This is a genomic window from Solirubrobacter pauli (genome assembly GCF_003633755.1).
Taxonomy (GTDB): Bacteria; Actinomycetota; Thermoleophilia; order Solirubrobacterales; family Solirubrobacteraceae; genus Solirubrobacter; species Solirubrobacter pauli.
Genome location: NZ_RBIL01000001.1, coordinates 643,650 through 659,601, shown reverse-complemented (window position 1 = coordinate 659,601; position 15,952 = coordinate 643,650). Strand labels below are relative to the sequence as shown.

Annotated in this window: 16 protein-coding genes, 1 tRNA gene and 1 other RNA gene; 11 read left to right on the top strand and 7 right to left on the bottom strand. The window is 71.2% G+C overall.

Annotated features, from left to right (window positions below; genetic code table 11):
- The first annotated feature begins 56 nt into the window (after positions 1-56).
- Complete coding sequence (locus C8N24_RS03105; RefSeq protein ID WP_121247888.1) at positions 57-728, top strand: sigma-70 family RNA polymerase sigma factor; 672 nt, start codon at positions 57-59, stop codon at positions 726-728.
- Positions 728-952 (top strand): helix-turn-helix domain-containing protein, encoded by a 225-nt coding sequence (locus C8N24_RS03100; RefSeq protein ID WP_147447589.1) that lies wholly within the window; start codon positions 728-730, stop codon positions 950-952. Before C8N24_RS03105 ends, C8N24_RS03100 begins: the two co-directional genes overlap by 1 nt.
- Here C8N24_RS03100 and C8N24_RS03095 read toward each other — a convergent pair.
- Complete coding sequence (locus C8N24_RS03095; RefSeq protein ID WP_121247884.1) at positions 949-2,184, bottom strand: tyrosine-type recombinase/integrase; 1,236 nt, start codon at positions 2,182-2,184, stop codon at positions 949-951. The genes C8N24_RS03100 and C8N24_RS03095 overlap by 4 nt on opposite strands.
- A gap of 105 nt (positions 2,185-2,289) precedes the next feature.
- A tRNA-Leu gene (locus C8N24_RS03090) sits at positions 2,290-2,374 on the bottom strand.
- A gap of 111 nt (positions 2,375-2,485) precedes the next feature.
- Between C8N24_RS03090 and lexA the strand changes: the two genes are divergently transcribed.
- Genes lexA through C8N24_RS03075 form a run of 3 tightly spaced genes read left to right on the top strand, consistent with a single transcriptional unit; the run spans position 2,486 to position 4,024 of the window.
- Complete coding sequence (gene lexA / locus C8N24_RS03085; protein ID WP_121247882.1) at positions 2,486-3,133, top strand: transcriptional repressor LexA; 648 nt, start codon at positions 2,486-2,488, stop codon at positions 3,131-3,133.
- An 11-nt stretch (positions 3,134-3,144) separates the two neighbouring features.
- Positions 3,145-3,636 (top strand): hypothetical protein, encoded by a 492-nt coding sequence (locus tag C8N24_RS03080; RefSeq protein WP_121247879.1) that lies wholly within the window; start codon positions 3,145-3,147, stop codon positions 3,634-3,636.
- Positions 3,637-3,646: 10 nt separating this feature from the next.
- Entirely contained in the window at positions 3,647-4,024 is a 378-nt protein-coding gene (locus C8N24_RS03075) for a nuclear transport factor 2 family protein (protein ID WP_121247877.1), read from the top strand.
- Positions 4,025-4,050: 26 nt separating this feature from the next.
- Here C8N24_RS03075 and C8N24_RS03070 read toward each other — a convergent pair whose 3' ends face one another.
- The gene (locus tag C8N24_RS03070) at positions 4,051-4,899 is read right to left on the bottom strand and encodes a 3-hydroxybutyryl-CoA dehydrogenase (RefSeq protein WP_121247875.1); all 849 of its coding nucleotides are present in this window, start codon (positions 4,897-4,899) and stop codon (positions 4,051-4,053) included.
- Between the two features lie 49 nt (positions 4,900-4,948).
- Positions 4,949-5,146 carry a hypothetical protein gene (locus C8N24_RS03065; RefSeq protein WP_147447588.1) on the bottom strand — a complete coding sequence of 66 codons (198 nt, stop codon included), beginning with the start codon at positions 5,144-5,146 and terminating at the stop codon, positions 4,949-4,951.
- 79 nt (positions 5,147-5,225) lie between these two features.
- Between C8N24_RS03065 and rnpB the strand changes: the two genes are divergently transcribed.
- From rnpB to C8N24_RS03050, 3 genes are all read left to right on the top strand, one after another.
- An RNA gene (gene rnpB / locus C8N24_RS03060) (RNase P RNA component class A) lies at positions 5,226-5,552 on the top strand.
- 125 nt (positions 5,553-5,677) lie between these two features.
- Positions 5,678-6,889 (top strand): Y-family DNA polymerase, encoded by a 1,212-nt coding sequence (locus C8N24_RS03055; protein ID WP_170178812.1) that lies wholly within the window; start codon positions 5,678-5,680, stop codon positions 6,887-6,889.
- A 340-nt stretch (positions 6,890-7,229) separates the two neighbouring features.
- A complete protein-coding gene (locus C8N24_RS03050) occupies positions 7,230-7,436 on the top strand; it encodes a hypothetical protein (protein WP_121247869.1) in 207 nt (68 codons plus the stop codon).
- A 6-nt stretch (positions 7,437-7,442) separates the two neighbouring features.
- On the opposite strand, the gene C8N24_RS03045 is transcribed toward C8N24_RS03050, so the two are convergent.
- Positions 7,443-8,237: an ABC transporter permease gene (locus C8N24_RS03045; protein WP_121252900.1), complete on the bottom strand. Its 795-nt coding sequence runs from the start codon at positions 8,235-8,237 to the stop codon at positions 7,443-7,445.
- A complete protein-coding gene (locus C8N24_RS03040; protein WP_121247867.1) occupies positions 8,237-9,196 on the bottom strand; it encodes an ATP-binding cassette domain-containing protein in 960 nt (319 codons plus the stop codon). Before C8N24_RS03040 ends, C8N24_RS03045 begins: the two co-directional genes overlap by 1 nt.
- 69 nt (positions 9,197-9,265) lie before the next feature.
- Here C8N24_RS03040 and C8N24_RS03035 point away from each other — a divergent pair, with 69 nt between their 5' ends.
- Entirely contained in the window at positions 9,266-10,015 is a 750-nt protein-coding gene (locus C8N24_RS03035; RefSeq protein WP_121247865.1) for a TetR/AcrR family transcriptional regulator, read from the top strand.
- On the opposite strand, the gene C8N24_RS03030 is transcribed toward C8N24_RS03035, so the two are convergent.
- The gene (locus tag C8N24_RS03030; protein ID WP_121247863.1) at positions 9,970-10,503 is read right to left on the bottom strand and encodes a GNAT family N-acetyltransferase; all 534 of its coding nucleotides are present in this window, start codon (positions 10,501-10,503) and stop codon (positions 9,970-9,972) included. The genes C8N24_RS03035 and C8N24_RS03030 overlap by 46 nt on opposite strands.
- A 34-nt stretch (positions 10,504-10,537) precedes the next feature.
- On the opposite strand from C8N24_RS03030, the gene C8N24_RS03025 reads away from it, so the two are divergent.
- Together C8N24_RS03025 and C8N24_RS33620 are read left to right on the top strand one after the other, a co-directional pair.
- On the top strand, positions 10,538-11,761 hold the full coding sequence (locus C8N24_RS03025; RefSeq protein ID WP_170178811.1) for an MFS transporter: 1,224 nt from the start codon (positions 10,538-10,540) through the stop codon (positions 11,759-11,761).
- Between the two features lie 67 nt (positions 11,762-11,828).
- Positions 11,829-15,737: a DNA polymerase III subunit alpha gene (locus C8N24_RS33620; protein ID WP_170178810.1), complete on the top strand. Its 3,909-nt coding sequence runs from the start codon at positions 11,829-11,831 to the stop codon at positions 15,735-15,737.
- Positions 15,738-15,952 lie beyond the last annotated feature (215 nt).

The window sequence follows — 15,952 nt, the reverse complement described above, 5'->3', positions numbered from 1 at the left end:
CTGCCGGACGACGTGACCCCCGGAATCGTCAAAGCCCGTGCTTACGGTCGGAAGGCATGGCACGTGACACCCGCACCCAACCGCTCCCCACGTCGGGCTTCGAACGACGACTCATCGCCGCCGCCGGGGCAGGGGATCGCGCAGCCCAGCACCGGCTGCTCAAGTTGTACGAGCCGATGGTGCGCACCATCGCTTCCCGCTACTTCGTCCCCGGCGCCGAGCCAGAGGACCTGGCGCAGGAGGCGCGGATGGCCATCCTTGACGCAACGCCGCGGTGGGAGCCCGCCCGCGGGGTGCCGTTCAGCAGCTTCGCCTGGATGTGCGCGACCCGTGAGGCGCGAACCGTCGTTCAGGCGGCACGGGCACGCAAGCACCTCTTGCTTACTCTTGCAGCGTCGATTGACGCGTTGGACGAGCACCCGCAGCGCTCCCAATCCCCATGGGCGAGTGCGGTCGCCCGCAAGCAGACGCGTCGAACGCCGGTGGCGATGCAGCTCGTCGGCCCGCCCGACGATGATCCGGTGACAAAAGTGATCTCTCGCGAGCAGCTGCGCCTCGTGGCTCGCCGTGGCCGGGCGCTCTCTCCGCTCGAGCGTCGCGCGCTGGCACTGGCCACCACGGATCACACGCATCATGAAATTGCCGAGACGCTTCATGTCGGCGTCCGGGCGGTCAACAACGCGCTGCAGCGGGCGCGCTGCAAGCTTCGGAATGCGCAGGTGGCGTGATGGCGGATCTGCTGAAACCGGCAGACGTCTGCGATCAACTGAAGGTGTCTCGCGCCTGGCTCTATCGCGCTGCCGCGGATGGGCGCATCCCGTCTCTGCGGCTCGGTGGCCCGGATGGGCCATTGCGCTTCGAGCCCGACGCGATCGACGCGTGGATCGATCGCGCTCGTGCGGCGTGGCGGCCCGGAGATACCAGTGCCGCCACACTGCGCCGCGTCTCCTAGGGCATCGCCACGAGTCGGGCTTCCCGCGCCGCCTGGATCCGGGCTTCGGTGTCCGCGACGCCGGCCGCCCGGAAGTGCTCTTCGAGGTGGCCGTAGTAGTCGCTGGTGACCTTCACGGAGCTGTGGCCGAGCTGCGCGCGCACGAACTCAAGTGAACGTCCCGTACCGAGCCACGCGGCCGCGGCGGTGTGACGGAGCGCGTGCAGCGGCATGTCGGTGAGGCCGGCGTCCTCGAGCGCCTGCTCGTGCCAGTCGTGGACGGTCTTGCGGTGCGGCGGCCGGGGCTCGTCGCGCCGCGAGTAGCGTCCTCGTGCGGTCGGCGGACAGAGGAACAGCCAACCGGCGTCGTCGACACCGCGTTCGGTCCGCAGCGCGAGCATGTCGCGCAGCACGGCGACCAGGCCGGGCCCGATCGCCACGGTGCGGAAATTGCGTCCCTTGGTCGGACGCGTGGTGAGCGTCGCGTCCCGCGCGCGCTGCTTGTGGATCCTGACCGCTCCGGCCTGCAGGTCCACATCGCCCAATCCCAGCCCGATCGCTTCCGAGACGCGGGCGCCCGTCCCAACGAGGAAGGCGGCGAGCGGGCGGTAGCGCGGCGCGCAGGCGTCGATGTATCCGTTGATCTGGCCGATCTGGAGATACGGGCGCTCGATGAAGTCGATCGGCAGCGGCTTGACGTCCAGCACCGGGTTGTGCGCCATCAGCCGATCGGCGACGGCCATCCGGAAGCAGCTGAGTAGGGCGATCCGCGCGTTGTTGATCGTCTTGGGCGCCCACTCGCCGGCTTCGACGCACTCGTGCATCGTCGCCCGCCATTCGCGGACGGTGTCGACGCCGATGCGGCTGAGCTGCATCCCGCTGAAGAACGGGAGCAGTCGTTTGTCGCCGTGGGCGCGGAGGTCGTCCCACGAGCCGCGCGTCATCTCCGCCTTGGCGTGGCGCAGGTAGTGCGGCCAGAAGGTCTCGAAGCGCTCGCGGCCGACAGCGACCGTTCCCGACTGCATCTGCGCTTCCCATTGGCCGCGGGCGATCAGTGCTTCGTCCCGTGTGCGGAGTCGGCTGCCGTCGGGGGCGCGTCGGCGGGTGGTGGTCTTCTCGGCGCCGGGTGGGCGCATGACGATGAACCAGCGCTTGGTGTCTGGGTCCTCGTAGACGCCGCCGTCGTCGTCTTCGAGCTTGGCCTGCAGCGCGGCGATCTTGGCCGCGATCTGGTCCTTGGTGAGCTTCGGCAAAACAGCCCTTTGTTTTCAACCGCGTTTTCAGCGCGATCCCGCAGTCGGGGTCAAAGAGCATCTTCGGAAAAAGAAAAGGCCCGCCTATGCGGGCCCTTTCTCGTATGCGCCGAAGAGGACTCGAACCTCCACCCGGTTAGCCCGGACCAGGCCCTCAACCTGGCGCGTCTACCAATTCCGCCATCGGCGCCGGAACGGCCGCGAAGTATAGCCAGCGACGTTGCAGGCTTGAGTCCGTCCGCGAGGGGAGGTACCTTGTGCGAACACACGTTCGGGCAAGTTCAGGAGACGCGAACACCGCATGGACATCGGCAAGGATCTGACGAAGCGCCAGCAGGAGATCTTCGACTTCATCAAGCGCTATTCAGCCAGTCACGGCTATCCGCCGACGGTGCGAGACATCGGGAAGGCGGTCGGGCTGGCGTCGTCGTCGACGGTGCATGCGCACCTGGCGAACCTGGAGAAGGTCGGGCTGCTGCGGCGCGATCCATCCAAGCCACGCGCGATCGAGTTGCTGGACAAGGCAGCCTCGGCGACGACGACGGCGATCGACGCGGTGAAGTCCGCGGTGCTGCCGAACGGGCTGCCGCTCGTCGGGCACGTGGCCGCCGGTCAGCCGTTGCTGGCCGAGGAGAACATCGAGGAGTACGTCGCGATCCCGGAGATCGCGGGCGGTGAAGATGGCGAGTACCTGCTGCGGGTGCGCGGGGACTCGATGATCAAGGCGGGGATCCTCCCGGACGACGTGGTCGTCGTCCGCCAGCAGGACACGGCCGACGATGGGCAGATCGTCGTCGCGCTCGTGGGCGAGGAGGCCACCGTGAAGCGCTACTTCAAGGAGGCGGACCACGTGCGTCTGCAACCGGAGAACGATGCCCTGGAGCCGATCCGCTCGCGTGAGGTGCAAGTCCTCGGCCGGGTGGTCGGCGTGATGCGGAGGGTCGCATAATGAGTGCGCTGATGGCCGATCACCGCGACTACGCGGATGACGCGCGCCAGCCGTCCCTGTTCGACGTGCTCGCGCCGCCCTCGGCGCGGCCGCAGCAGGACGAGGCGGCGGTGCAGGAGGGTGGGCAGGTCGTCGAGTTCCCGCGCCGGCGGGAGGCGGACGAGAGCGCGACGGACGCCGAGGCGGTCGTCGAGGCGGAGACGCCGGTCGTCGCCGAGGTGCCGAGCGTGTACCTGGAGCCGGCCGTGGCGCCCCTCTCGCCCGAGGACGCGTGGCTGACCGAGCTCGCCCCGGAGGTCGACGAGTCGGAGCTTGCGCCGGGCGTTGCGGAGGTCGCGGGCGCGTCGCTGGCCGGGCCGACGCTCGACGACGTGATGTCGCGCGCCTGGGAGGGCCTGGCGATGGGTCTGCCCGCGGCGTGCCCGGTGTGCCACGGCGAGGTGCTGCCGGCGGCGTCCGGGGCGCACGGCGCGTGCTCCTCCTGCGGGACGACGATCGAATAGCCTCCGCGCGATGAGTGCGTCCGATCGTGAAGAGCTGGCTCGGCTGGAAGAGGAGTGGATGTCCGCGATGCAGTCGCGGGACATGGATCGCCTCGAGGAGCTCGTCGCGGATGGCTTCACCTTCACGGCGGTCCACCTCAACCCCGATCCGATGACGCGCGAGCAGTGGATGGGCGCTGCCCGCGAGGGCTACACGATCACGTCGTTCGCCTTCGAGGAGATGGACGTGGATGTGTTCGGCGACACGGCGGTGATCCACTCGCGGTTCTCACAGCTCGCGAGCTGGGACGAGAACAACCTCACGAACCTGTTCCGGCTCACGGACGTGTGGGCGCGTGGGACCAACGGGTGGCAGGTCGTCGCCCGCCACTCGTCGATCCTGACCTGAAGCCGCGGCGCGCCGCGGCGCGTGCCCTACTTCGAGTAGTCGTAGAAGCCCCGCCCGGTCTTGCGACCGAGCAGGCCGGCCTCGACCATGCGGTTGAGAAGTGCCGGGGACACCGAAGCGGGGTCGCGGAACTCGTCGTGCAGGGACTCGGCGACCGCCAGCAACGTATCCAAGCCGATCAGATCGGAGAGCCGCAGCGGCCCCATCGGGTGCGCGCAGCCCAGCACCATGCCCTGGTCGATGTCCTCCTTGGAGGCAAAGCCCGACTCGTACATGCGGATCGCGCTGAGCAGGTACGGGATCAGCAGCGCGTTGACGACGAAGCCCGCGCGGTCCTGGGAGTCGATGCACTGCTTGCCGAGCACGTTCTCCGCGAACGTGCGGACTTCGCTGACGGTCTCGGGCTCGGTCATGATCGACGTGACCAGCTCGACGAGCGGAAGCACCGGCACCGGGTTGAAGAAGTGCATCCCGAGCACGCGGCCCGGGTGCTTAGTCTCGGCGCCGAGCTTCATGATCGGCACCGAGGACGTGTTGGAGGCGAGGAACTTCGCGTCGGGCAGGAGCTCGTCGAGGCGCCGGAAGACGTCGCGCTTGAGCTGCTCGTCCTCGACGATCGCCTCGATCGCCGCGTCCGCGCCCTCGAGGTCCTCGAACGTCGCGGTCACCGCGAGGTGGTCGAGGGCGGCGGACTTCTCGTCCTCGCTCAGCTTGCCGGAGCGCACGCCCCGGTCCAGCGACTTCTCGATCGAGGCGCGTGAGCGCTCGGCGCGCTCGTCGCTTGCCTCCACCACGGTCACGTCGACGCCGGATCGCGCGCAGACCTCCGCGATCCCCGCGCCCATCTGGCCACCACCGATCACACCGACTCGCATGGCGGAGCAACCTAGCGGCTTGCCGGCCGCCGTGGCGACCTTCCCGGGGTCAGGCGGCGTTCGCCGGCGGCACGGGGATGACGCAGACGCAGTTGGGCAAACGGCTCGAACCCGGCAGCATCATGCGCCCGGCGCCGCGCTCGGCGGCTGCCTTGCACGCCACTTCAGCGGCGTGCTTTCGATCATCGAGCTGCTGCGCAACGGGGGTCTCGTCACCCTGCGCATCGATATAGACGACGTCGTACATGGTCACATCCAGTGTCTTCGGCGCTGCGGACGGATCCGGCGGCCAAGATCACCGTAGCTTCACAACCAGCTACTTTGACCTGGCGGATCGAGCAGCTGCGGGGGCTTCGCCCTCGAGGAAAGTCCGGACATCGCAGGGCAAGGTGGTCGGTAACGCCGACCCGGGGAAACTCGCGGGACAGTGCCACAGAAAACACACCGCCTAAGGTCGCTCGCAAGGGCGTCCCGGCAAGGTTGAAAAGGTGCGGTAAGAGCGCACCGGCGCCGTGGTGACGCGGCGGCCAGGTAAACCCCACCTGATGCAAGACCAAGCAGGACCGTTCGCAGGCTGCCCGCCGAGGTCCAGGTCGGTCGCACAGATGGATGGCTGCTCCAGACAGAATCCGGCTTACAGATCCGCTACGGGTGAGGCCTCGGGAAACCGGGGCCTCACCTATTTGCAGGCGTTTCGCCCCGTGGTGACCGCGAAGGCGTCGGGAGGCTGACCGGGTGGCGTTTCCCGCCGATCCACATGCGAACATATGTTCTGTCGATGGTCGTCTGTGTCCTCCTTCTCCGCTTCGAGCTCGCGGTTGCCGCCGGGGGCCGTGAAGCGCTCGCCGCCGCACCGCTCGCCCTGGCCCCTGAGGTCGGGCGTGAGCAGCTGATCGGCGAGACCTCAGCCGCTGCTGAAGCGCACGGCCTGCGCGCCGGTCTGCGCCTCGGCGAGGCGCTCGCGCGCTGTCCCACCCTGCGCCTCATCACGCCTGATCCGGCCGGCGTCGCGGACGCTTGGGAGGGTGTCGTGGCCGCCCTCGAGAGCATCGGCGCGGCGGTGGAGACCGACCGTCCGGGCATGGCCTGGTTCGACGAGCACGGCCTGCGTCGCCTGCACGGCGGCAGCGTCGAGAGCGTGATCACGGCCGCACGTCGTGCCTTGGCCGGCGGTGTGAGCCGCGTCGGCGCCGGTGGGCGCGTGGGCGCTGCGCCGTCGCGCTTCGCCGCGCTGGCCGCGGCCCATCGCGCGCGTGCCCGGCGGCCCGAGGTCGCGCCCGAGAAGCCGGCTGGTCTCGCCGCCTATCTCGCGCCCCTGCCCGTCTCGCTGCTCACCGCGCGCCCCGAGGTCGCCGCCCTGCCGGAGGCGTTCGAGCGCTTCGGCATCGCGACCCTCGGCGAGCTGGCCAAGCTGTCACGTGCCGCGCTCGCGGATCGCTTCGGGGAGCCTGGTCTGCTGGCGCGCGACCTCGCACTGGGCCGAGACACGCCGCTCCGCCCGCGCGTCCCCACCGAGCGCCTGCAGGAGATCCTGGAGCTGCCGGAATCCGCGCTCGGCCCACAGCTCGAGCGTGCGCTCGGCATGCTGATCGACCGGGTGCTCGCGCGTCCCGAGCGGCGCGGACGCTCCGTGCGTGCGGTCGTCCTGTCGGCCGCGCTCGTCGGCGGAGGCACCTGGCGCTCGCAGCTGACGTTCCGGGAGGCGCTGTCGGACCCGCGCCGGATGCGCCTGGCCCTCGGTGGCCGTCTCACCGAGCTGCCCGCACCCGCGGACTCGCTCCGCCTGCGCGTGGAGGCCTTCGGTCCGCCGGCGGGCGACCAGCGCTCGCTGCTGGCCGAGCCGGCCGCGATCCGCCGCGCCCGCCTCCGGGAGGCGGTTCGCCAGACGCGCGCGGCCGCCGGTCCGGACGCCGCGCTGCGCATCTTGGAGGTGGACCCTGACTCGCGCGTGCCAGAGCGCCGTCTGGCGCTCGCGCCGTGGGAGCCATGATCCGATGGGGCGCACGCACGTTGCCGGCCGACGGGTCCGGTTGGCTTCGTCTCGAGGGAAGCCGATGAGCGCCGAGCGCGGTCACCCTCCGAGTCGTCCACAGCCGGGCCCGCCACCTGCGCAAGGTGGCCCGCGTCGGCTGCCCGCGGCCATCCCGCTCGACGGGGAGGATGGGCACGCGGCCGACCCCGGTGGGGGAGGCCAGGCACGTCGTCCGGCTGGTCTGCAGCGTGGGGCGGCCGAGCAGGCGCGTCGTGCTGCGCAGCACACCGGCGCGGCCAGCGTCGGCATCGAGCCGCTGACGAGCCGCGGGCCTCGGCGTCTCGCGAAGCCGAAGCCCGTGCGCGTCCAGGCCGACAAGGTCGGCCGGCCGCTGCGGATCGGTCCTCGCGAGGTGGACGCCGTGCGCGAGTCCTGGCTCGTCGAGGACCGCTGGTGGACCGACGAGCCCTTACGTCGGCGCTACTGGGAGGTCGTCACCGGCGACGGTCGGGACCTCGTGGTGTTCCGCGACCTCGAGGAGGGGCGATGGTACGCGCAACGCTGACGTGCATCAGCGCGACAGGCGCTGGTAACGGCGGACGGACAGCGGTAGGAAGATCGCGGAGAGCACGAGCGGCCAGACCACGGCCATGAGGACGGCGTGCGAGCCGATCCAGGAGTCGGCGGTGCTGGCCCCGACGTTGCCGAAGAGCTCGCGGGCCGCGCCGACCGTCGAAGACAGCGGGTTCCACTCGGCGATGAAGCCGAGCCAGCTCGGCATCAGCTCCGGGGCGACGAACGCGCTCGTGACCATCGTGATCGGGAACAGCAGGCCCCAGACCGCCCCTGCGGCCTCCGGGCTGCCGACGATCAGGCCGAGGTAGATGCCGACCCACAGGCAGGCGAAGCGCAACAGCAGCAGGAGCGCGACCGCGAGCAGCGCGTTGCCGAGTCCGTCGTGCCAGCTCCAACCGACGAAGAGGCCGCAGCCGATCGTGATCAGCAGGGCAGCGAACGAGTTGATCATGTCGGCCGTGCAGCGCCCGGTCACGACGGCGGACGGGGCCATGGGCAGGGAGCGGAAGCGATCCATCACGCCGCGCTCGATGTCGGTCGCGACGACGGTCATCGTGTTGCCGATGCCGAACGCCATGGTCATGACGAAGATGCCCGGCATCAGGAAGTCCCGGTAGTCGCCGCCGCCCGGGACGACCATGCCGCTGCCGAACACGTAGCCGAACAGCAGCACGAACATGATCGGGAACGCGACCTCGCCGATCACGCGGACCGGGCTGATGACCCAGGTGAGGAGATCCCGGCGGGTGATCGTCCAGATGTCGTACGCGCCCCAGCGCAGCTGCGCGATCACGCCGCCACCTGCTCGGCCGCCGGCTGGCCCGTCAGCTGGAGGAACACCTCGTCGAGGGTCGGGCGGCGCAGGGCCACATCCTCGGCGGCGACGCCCACGTCCTCCAGCCCGCGCAGCACCGCGCCGAGCGTGGTCACCGGCTCCGGTGCGGGGGCAGTGATGCGCCGGGTCGTGGCGTCCACCGTCGGGGCGGAGCCGCACGCCAGCTCGACGGCGGTCGCCGCGATCGACACGTCCGCCTCCGCCGCCACGACCACGTCGATCTGCGAGCCGCCGACCCGCGCCTTGAGCTCCGCCGGCGTGCCGGCCGCGATCACGCGGCCGCGGTCGATCACCGAGATCGAGTCCGCGAGCTGGTCCGCCTCGTCGAGGTAGTGCGTCGTGAGCAGCACGGTCGTGCCCTCGGCCACCAGCGTGCGCACGACGTCCCACACCTCGTTGCGGTTGCGCGGGTCCTGTCCCGTGGTCGGCTCGTCCAGGAACAGCACGCGCGGGGCGCGGATGAAGCTCGCGGCCAGGTCGAGCCGCCGGCGCATGCCGCCCGAGTACTTCTTCGCTGGCCGCAACGCCGCCTCGCTCAGCCCGAAGCGCTCAAGCAGCTCGTCCGCTCGCCGGCGCGCCGCACGAGGGGAGAGATGATGCAGCCGCCCGAACATCTCCAGGTTCTGGCGGCCGGTCAGCACCTCGTCGACCGCATCATGCTGGCTGGTGAGGCCGATCCGAGCCCGCACCGCGCGCGGCTCCGAGGCGACGTCGCACCCCGCGACCCGCGCGTGGCCGGAGTCCATCCGCAGCAACGTCGCCAGCACGCGCACCGCGGTCGTCTTGCCCGCGCCGTTCGGGCCGAGCAGCCCGCACACGGTGCCCTCCGGCACCGCCAGGTCGAGCCCGTCCAGGGCCACCGTGTCCCGGTACCGCTTGCGCAGCCCTTCTGCGACGATCGCCAGCTCACCCACCCAAACCGACCCCTTCCGAGTACGCTGTACGCATAAGCGAGTACAGCGTACGCACTTTGTCAAGTCCGCATGCCTGAATCGACCGGCGGAAGCGACTTCCGCATCAGCCTGAAGCTCCTCTGGGGCACGAAGGAACGCGCGCCGCGCGGCCCGAAGCCCACGCTCACGATCGAGCAGATCGTGGAGGTGGCCGTGGCGCTCGCGGACGCCGAGGGCATCGAGAACGTGAGCATGCGGCGGGTCGCCGAGCGGCTCGGCGTCGGCGCGATGTCGCTGTACCGCTACGTGCCGTCGAAGGCCGAGTTGCTCGACCTGATGCTGGACTCGATCCACGCCGAGCCTCCCGGCATCCCCGCGCCGCCGGAGAGCGAGTCGTGGCGCCCGCGCCTCGCCTGGCACGCCCGCGAGAGCCGAGCGCTCATCCAGCGCCACCCCTGGATGCTGCAGGTGCGCATGGGCCAGCGACCCCCGCTCGGCCCGAACATCCTCGCGGTGTTCAACGCCTACCTGGGCACGGTCAAGGACATCGGGCTCACCCCGGCGGAGACGCTCGCGGTCACCGAGCTCGTCGGTAACTACGTCCAGGGTGCGACGCGCCGCGACGTCGAAGCCGCGCAGACGGAGCGGGAGAGCGGTGTCTCGGACGAAACCTGGTGGGACGAGCGCCAGGAGTTCTGGGAGCAGTACTTCGACGTCGAGCGCTTCCCGCACATCACGCTGATGTGGGAGCAGGGCGGCTACGACGAGCCGATCGACCAGTTCGAGTTCGGCCTTCAGCGCGTGCTCGACGGCATCGAGGCGATGCTCGCCGGCCGCTGACCGCGGAACACGGCGTGGGGGCGGCCGAACGCGAGTCGCTCGCCCGTGCGCTGCATGCCGAGCTTCGTCAGCACGTGCAGCGACGCGACGTTCGCCGGCTCGGCCAACGCGACCACCTCGTCCACCCCGAGCCGCTCGAACGCCACCTGCAGCCACGTGCCGGCGGCCTCGGTCGCGTAGCCGCGCCCCCACCACGCGGCTCCGAGTGTGTATCCCAGCTCGACTTCGCCGCCCGGCGTCCGGTACAGCCCCGCGTCGCCGATCAGCGCTCCTGACGACCGTTCGACCACGGCCCAGAACGAGTATCCGTGCAGGACCTGGTGGTCGGTGTAGTCGTCCAGCAGGCGGCGGGTGTACGCGAGGTCGGCCATCGGGCCTGTGGCCACGTAGCGCATGACCTCGGGGTCCGAGTAGATCGGGTGCACGAGGGCCACGTCTTGCGGGGTGAACGGGCGCAGCAGGAGGCGCGGCGTGAGGAGCTGATCCACGCCTCGGTTCTACCTCACGCGTACGCTGCGTGCTGTGGGGGTGCTTCGGCTGCGGGACTTCCGCCTGCTGCTCGGCGCGCAGGCGGTGTCGGTGCTCGGCGACCGCATGGTCGCCATCGCGCTGGCCTTCGCCGTGATCGAGCTCGGCGGCTCGGCCTCCGAGATCGGCATCGTGCTCGCCGTCAGGACGTTGCCGATGATCGGCACGCTGTTGATCGGCGGCGTGGTGGCGGACCGGGTCTCGCGGCGCGCGGTGATGGTCGCCGCCGATCTCACCCGGCTGCTGACGCAGGGCGCGATCGGCGTGCTGCTGGTCACCGGGGCCGCGGAGGTGTGGATGCTCGCGCTGCTCTCGGGGTTCACCGGCGCCGCCACCGGCTTCTTCAACCCGGCGTCCACGGGGTTGCTGCCGAGCATCGTCCCACCTGAGCGCCTGCAGGAGGCCAACGGCGTCCGGGCCACTGCGCTCAGCGGCGGGGAGATCGCGGGTCCGGCGGTCGCCGGCGTGCTGATCGCGGCCTTCGGACCCGGCTGGGCGCTGACGCTCGACGCGCTTACGTTCGCCGCCAGCGCGCTGCTGCTGCTCCGGCTGCGGGTTCCCGAGCGCGAGGCCCGCGCTGCGCCGAGCACGTTCCTCGCCGACCTGCGCGAAGGCTGGGGCATGTTCCGCTCGCTCACGTGGGTGTGGACGTTCGTGCTTGCGGCCTCGGCGTCGAACCTGGTGTGGGGCGCGTGGACGACCCTCGGCCCGGTGATCGCCGAGCGTGACCTGGGCGGCGCGGCCGCGTGGGGCACCGTCCTGGGCGCCATGGGCATCGGCGCGTTGGTCGGCGGGCTCCTCGCCGTGCGTGTGCGCAGCCGCCGGCCGCTCGTCCTCGCCTCGCTCATCTACGCGCTGTTCGCGCTTCCGTTCGCGTTCCTCGCCGTCGGTGCGCCCGTGGGCCTGCTCGCCATCGGGAGCCTGTTCGCCGGCATCGCGATGATGCTCGGCAACTCGGTCTGGGAAGCGACGCTCATGCGTCACGTGCCGCGCGCGGCGCTGTCGCGTGTGAGCGCCTACGACTGGTTCGGATCGATCGCCTTCCAGCCGCTCGGGCTCGTGATCTGGGGACCGATCGCGGCGCTGATCGGCATCTCGGCCTCGCTGTGGGTCGCGTTCGCGTGCGTGCTCGTCACGACGGCGTTCCTGATCGCCTCGCCCGCGATTCGCGAGCTGCGCGACGAGGCGCCGCCACCAGCGGCTCAGCCGGCGGTGTAGATCGAGGCGGGCGGAGGGCATGGGATGCGAACGAATGTACGCATCCGTCCGGACGGAATGAGAACATGTGTTCGTGCCGTACGTCGAGCTTCATGCCCACACCGCCTTCTCTTTCTTGGACGGCGCCTCGTCGCCCGCCGAGCTGGCGACGGCGGCAGCCGAGCTGGGGCACGAGGCGATGGCGGTCACGGACCACAACGGGGTGTCCGGCTCGATGGAGTTCGCCCAGGCGGCCAAGCCGCTCGGCCTGCGGGCGATCCAGGGGGTCGAGCTCGACGTGTCCGATCCGCGGCCCGAGCACGACGGGGAGCGCCGGCACGTGACGCTTCTGGTCGAGAACGCCGTCGGCTGGCGCAACCTGTGCCGGATCGTCACGCGTGCGCACGTGCATGACCGTGATCCGCACGAGCCGCCGCCCGCGGTGCCGATGGAGACGCTCGAGGCCCATCCGGAGGGCCTGGTCTGCCTGAGCGGGTGCGCGGACCATGGGGTGCACGACGCGGCGACGCTGGAGCGGCTGAAGGCGGCGTTCGGCGCGGACAACCTGCGGGTGGAGCTGCAGCGGCCGTTCCAGCGTCACGACCGGTCGCGCAACCGGGAGCTGGCGCAGCTCGCCAAGCGGCTCGGGCTCAAGACCGTGGCCACGGGGAACGTCCACGTCCATGCGCGGTCACGCGCGCCGTTGCAGGACGCGTTCGTCGCGCTGCGCCATCACCTGACGTTGGACTCGTCGGAGCCGGTGCGGCGGGGCAACACCGCGCACGTGCTCGCGTCGCCGAAAGCCATGGCCGCGCGCTTCGAGGGACACGCGGAGGCGGTGGAGGAGAGCGGTGAGCTGGCGGCGCGGCTGCGGTTCGACCTCACGCAGGACCTGGGCTACCGCTATCCGGGAGCGGAGGATCCGCAGGCCACCCGCAAGCTCGCGGAGCTGTGCTGGGCGATGATCGAGGTGCGGTACCCGCCGGGGTCGGCGAACCACGGCGCGGCGAACGCGCGGCTCACGGAGGAGCTGCGGGTGATCGACTCGCTCGGCCTCGCCGGGTTCTTCCTCCTGCACCGGGACCTGCTGGAGCTGGCGCGGGACGTCGCGGTCGAGGTGCGCGGGCCGAGCTCGGCCCGGGCGCTGCTGCCACCCGGGCGGGGGCGTGGGTCCTCGGTGTCGTCGATCGTCTGCTACCTCACGGGCCTCTCGCACATCGATCCGGTCGCGAACGACCTGTTCCTCGGGCGGTTCCTGAACGAGGACCTCAACTCGTTGCCGGACATCGACCTGGACTTCCCGCGAGACGTACGCGAGAAGCTCATCCCCCGGGTGCACGATCGCTACGGCAAGGAGCGCTCGGCGCTGGTGGCGGCGTTCCCGACGTTCCGGTCGCGCGGTGCCATCCGCGAGCTGGGCAAGGTGCTCGGGCTGCCGGCAGGGGAGCTCGAGCGGGTGGCGCGCGGGGCGGAGCCGTGGGCGGTCAAGAACGTGGGGCGGGACGTCGAGGTCGCGATGGGGATGGAGCCCACGGGCGAGCCCGGCCCGTTCGTGGACCCCGACGCGCGCGCCAACGCGTTCGCGATGAGCACGTCGGAGTGGCTCGCGATGGTCAACGGCAAGCGGCCGGACCAGGCTGAAGCGCACGAGACGGACACGTCGGAGCGCTCGTACGCGCATCTGCCAGGACGTTGGCGGTGGCTCGCACGGCTGTGCGACGAGGCCTATGGGCTGCCGCGGCATCTGTCGCAGCACTCGGGCGGGATGATCGTCGCGACGCGTCCGCTGATCGATTGCTGCCCGGTGCTGCCCGCGGCGATGGAGGGGCGTCAGCTCTGCCAGTGGGACAAGGACTCGTGCGCCGACGCGGGGTTCTTGAAGATCGACCTCCTGGGGCTCGGGATGCTGTCGGCGGTCGAGCGCTGCGTGGAGGAGATCGGGCGGGTGCGCGGGGAGCGGGTGGACCTGTCGCGCATCCCGTACGACGACAAGCCGACGTACGACGCGATCCAGGTCGCGGACACGATGGGCGTGTTCCAGATCGAGTCCCGGGCGCAGATGGCGTCGTTGCTGCGGACGCGGCCGCAGTCGCTCGAGGACCTGACGATCCAGGTGGCGATCGTCCGGCCGGGGCCGATCCTGGGCGGCGCGGTCAACCCGTACATCTCGCGCCGTCAGACGCAGCGCGAGAATCCGGACTACGAGGTGCCGTACGAGCACGAGTCGTTGCGCGAGGTGCTCAAGGACACGCTCGGGACGATCATCTTCCAGGACCAGGTGATCGAGGTGGCGATGGCGTTCGCCGGCTTCTCGCCCGGTGAGGCGGAGGGGTTGCGTCGCGCGATGAGCCGCAAGCGCTCGGCGGAGGCCATCGAGGCCTACCACCAGCGCTTCCTCGATGGCGCGCGGGCCACCCACGGCGTGAGCGAGGAGGTCGCCGAGCGCGTCTACGGGATGATCGTCGGCTTCTCGGGCTTCGGCTTCCCGAAGGCGCACGGCGCGGCGTTCGGGCTGCTCGCCTACCAGTCGACGTGGCTGCGTGTGCACCACACGCCGGAGTTCCTCTGCGCGCTCCTGAACGAGCAGCCGATGGGCTTCTACGCGCCGGACACGCTCGCGCACGAAGCGCAGCGCCGAGGGGTCGAGCTGCGCCCGCCGGACGTGAACGAGAGCCAGGCTCTGTGCACGGTCGAGTGGGTGCCCGAGATGGGCCCGTACCCGGGGCCGGCGAGCGAGACCGAGGTGGAACGCGCCGTGGCGACGCTGAACGACGTGCGGATCGCGCGCGACGAGCGCGGCGCCCTGCAGGCCGTCGCCAAGTCGGGCGGGAGCGGCGCGGCGCTGTCGGCGGCGTCGGGAGGCGCCGATGGGCCCGTGGGTGCGCTCCGGCAGATCGGCGAGGCCACGGGTGCCACGCCGATGCGGAGTCGCGCGGCGGCCGAGCGTGGGGCGGGCGGCTCGGTAGACGCGCGCGGCGCGTCGAGGTGGCCGGGCGCGGGAGCGGGAAGCGTCGCTGGTGGGCCCGGCGCGGGAGGCGCTGCGGGCGTGGGAGGCGCTGCGGGCGGGCCGGGTGCGGGCGGCGTGAATGGGGTGGGCGGCGTGGTGGGCGGCGCTCGCCCGCTCGGGATCGTGCGGCTTGGGCTCGGGTACGTGTCCGGCGTGCGTGAGGACGAGGTCAAGGCGCTCGTGGCCGCGCGGGAGGCGGGTGGGCCGTTCACGTCGCTGGCGGATCTGGCTTCGCGGGCGGGGGCGGGGCGGCCGTCGCTGGACAAGCTGGCGTGGGCGGGGGCGTGCGACGCGTTGGTGGGTGGGTCGTCCGAGCATGCGCGGCGAACCGCGTTGTGGCAACTCGGGGTGGCGGCGCCAGGAGAGCGGCTCGTGGAAGGGACGCAGCTGTCGTTGCCGCTGGAGGTGCCGGACGCGCCGGACCTGCGGCCGCTCACGCCGTGGGAGTCGATGATCGGGGACTACGCGACGACCGGGCTCACGCTCGGGCCGCATCCGATGCAGCTGCTGCGACGGTCGCTGCCGCCGAACACGGTGTCGATCGCGGACCTGCAGCGGATTCCGCACGACACGCCGGTGCGGTTGGGCGGGTTGGTGGTGGCGCGGCAGCGGCCGGGCACGGCGAAGGGGATCGTGTTCCTGCTGCTGGAGGACGAGTTCGGCACGATCAACCTGATCGTGCCGCCGGACCTGTATGAGGCGAACCGGCTGACGGTGCGGTCCGAGCCGCTGCTGCTGTGCCAGGGGCGGCTGGAGAAGCTGCCGCAGGCGGGCGGCGGGATCAACCTGTTCGTCAAGGCGGTGCGGGCGCTGGTGACCCCGGACGATGTGAAGGCGGACGTGGTCGAGCTGGCTGAGCGCCGGGTGCAGGCCGCGGCGGCCGGGCGCGGGGAGGGCGCGCAGGGCGGGCGCGAGGCGGCGTCGACGATGGGCGAGTTCCGCCAGGTCTCGCCGCCGATCCAGAGCTTCGCGTCGGGACGTCGGCGGTGAGCGCCGGGGGCGACGTGCGCGTCCGGTCGGCGGTGGATTCGGGTGTGGGCGGGGCGCTTCGCGCCGGGGTGGTGACGGCCATTCGTGGTCCGTATGGAGGCGTTCTGAGAGGACCGCGCCACTAGCCACCCGGTCGAGCGGGTACATTGCACGCCCGTGGGCACCCTCTTTTTCGTCCTTGTCTTTGTTGCGCTTGGCATCACCACGCTCGTGAT

Excerpts from the sequence above, each read along its gene's own strand:
- C8N24_RS03105 (WP_121247888.1), top strand. The coding sequence starts at position 57 with ATGGCACGTGACACCCGCACCCAACCGCTCCCCACGTCGGGCTTCGAA.
- C8N24_RS03100 (WP_147447589.1), top strand. The coding sequence starts at position 728 with ATGGCGGATCTGCTGAAACCGGCAGACGTCTGCGATCAACTGAAGGTG.
- lexA (WP_121247882.1), top strand. The coding sequence starts at position 2,486 with ATGGACATCGGCAAGGATCTGACGAAGCGCCAGCAGGAGATCTTCGAC.
- C8N24_RS03080 (WP_121247879.1), top strand. The coding sequence starts at position 3,145 with ATGGCCGATCACCGCGACTACGCGGATGACGCGCGCCAGCCGTCCCTG.
- C8N24_RS03075 (WP_121247877.1), top strand. The coding sequence starts at position 3,647 with ATGAGTGCGTCCGATCGTGAAGAGCTGGCTCGGCTGGAAGAGGAGTGG.
- C8N24_RS03070 (WP_121247875.1), bottom strand. The coding sequence starts at position 4,899 with ATGCGAGTCGGTGTGATCGGTGGTGGCCAGATGGGCGCGGGGATCGCG.
- C8N24_RS03065 (WP_147447588.1), bottom strand. The coding sequence starts at position 5,146 with ATGTACGACGTCGTCTATATCGATGCGCAGGGTGACGAGACCCCCGTT.
- C8N24_RS03055 (WP_170178812.1), top strand. The coding sequence starts at position 5,678 with ATGGTCGTCTGTGTCCTCCTTCTCCGCTTCGAGCTCGCGGTTGCCGCC.
- C8N24_RS03035 (WP_121247865.1), top strand. The coding sequence starts at position 9,266 with ATGCCTGAATCGACCGGCGGAAGCGACTTCCGCATCAGCCTGAAGCTC.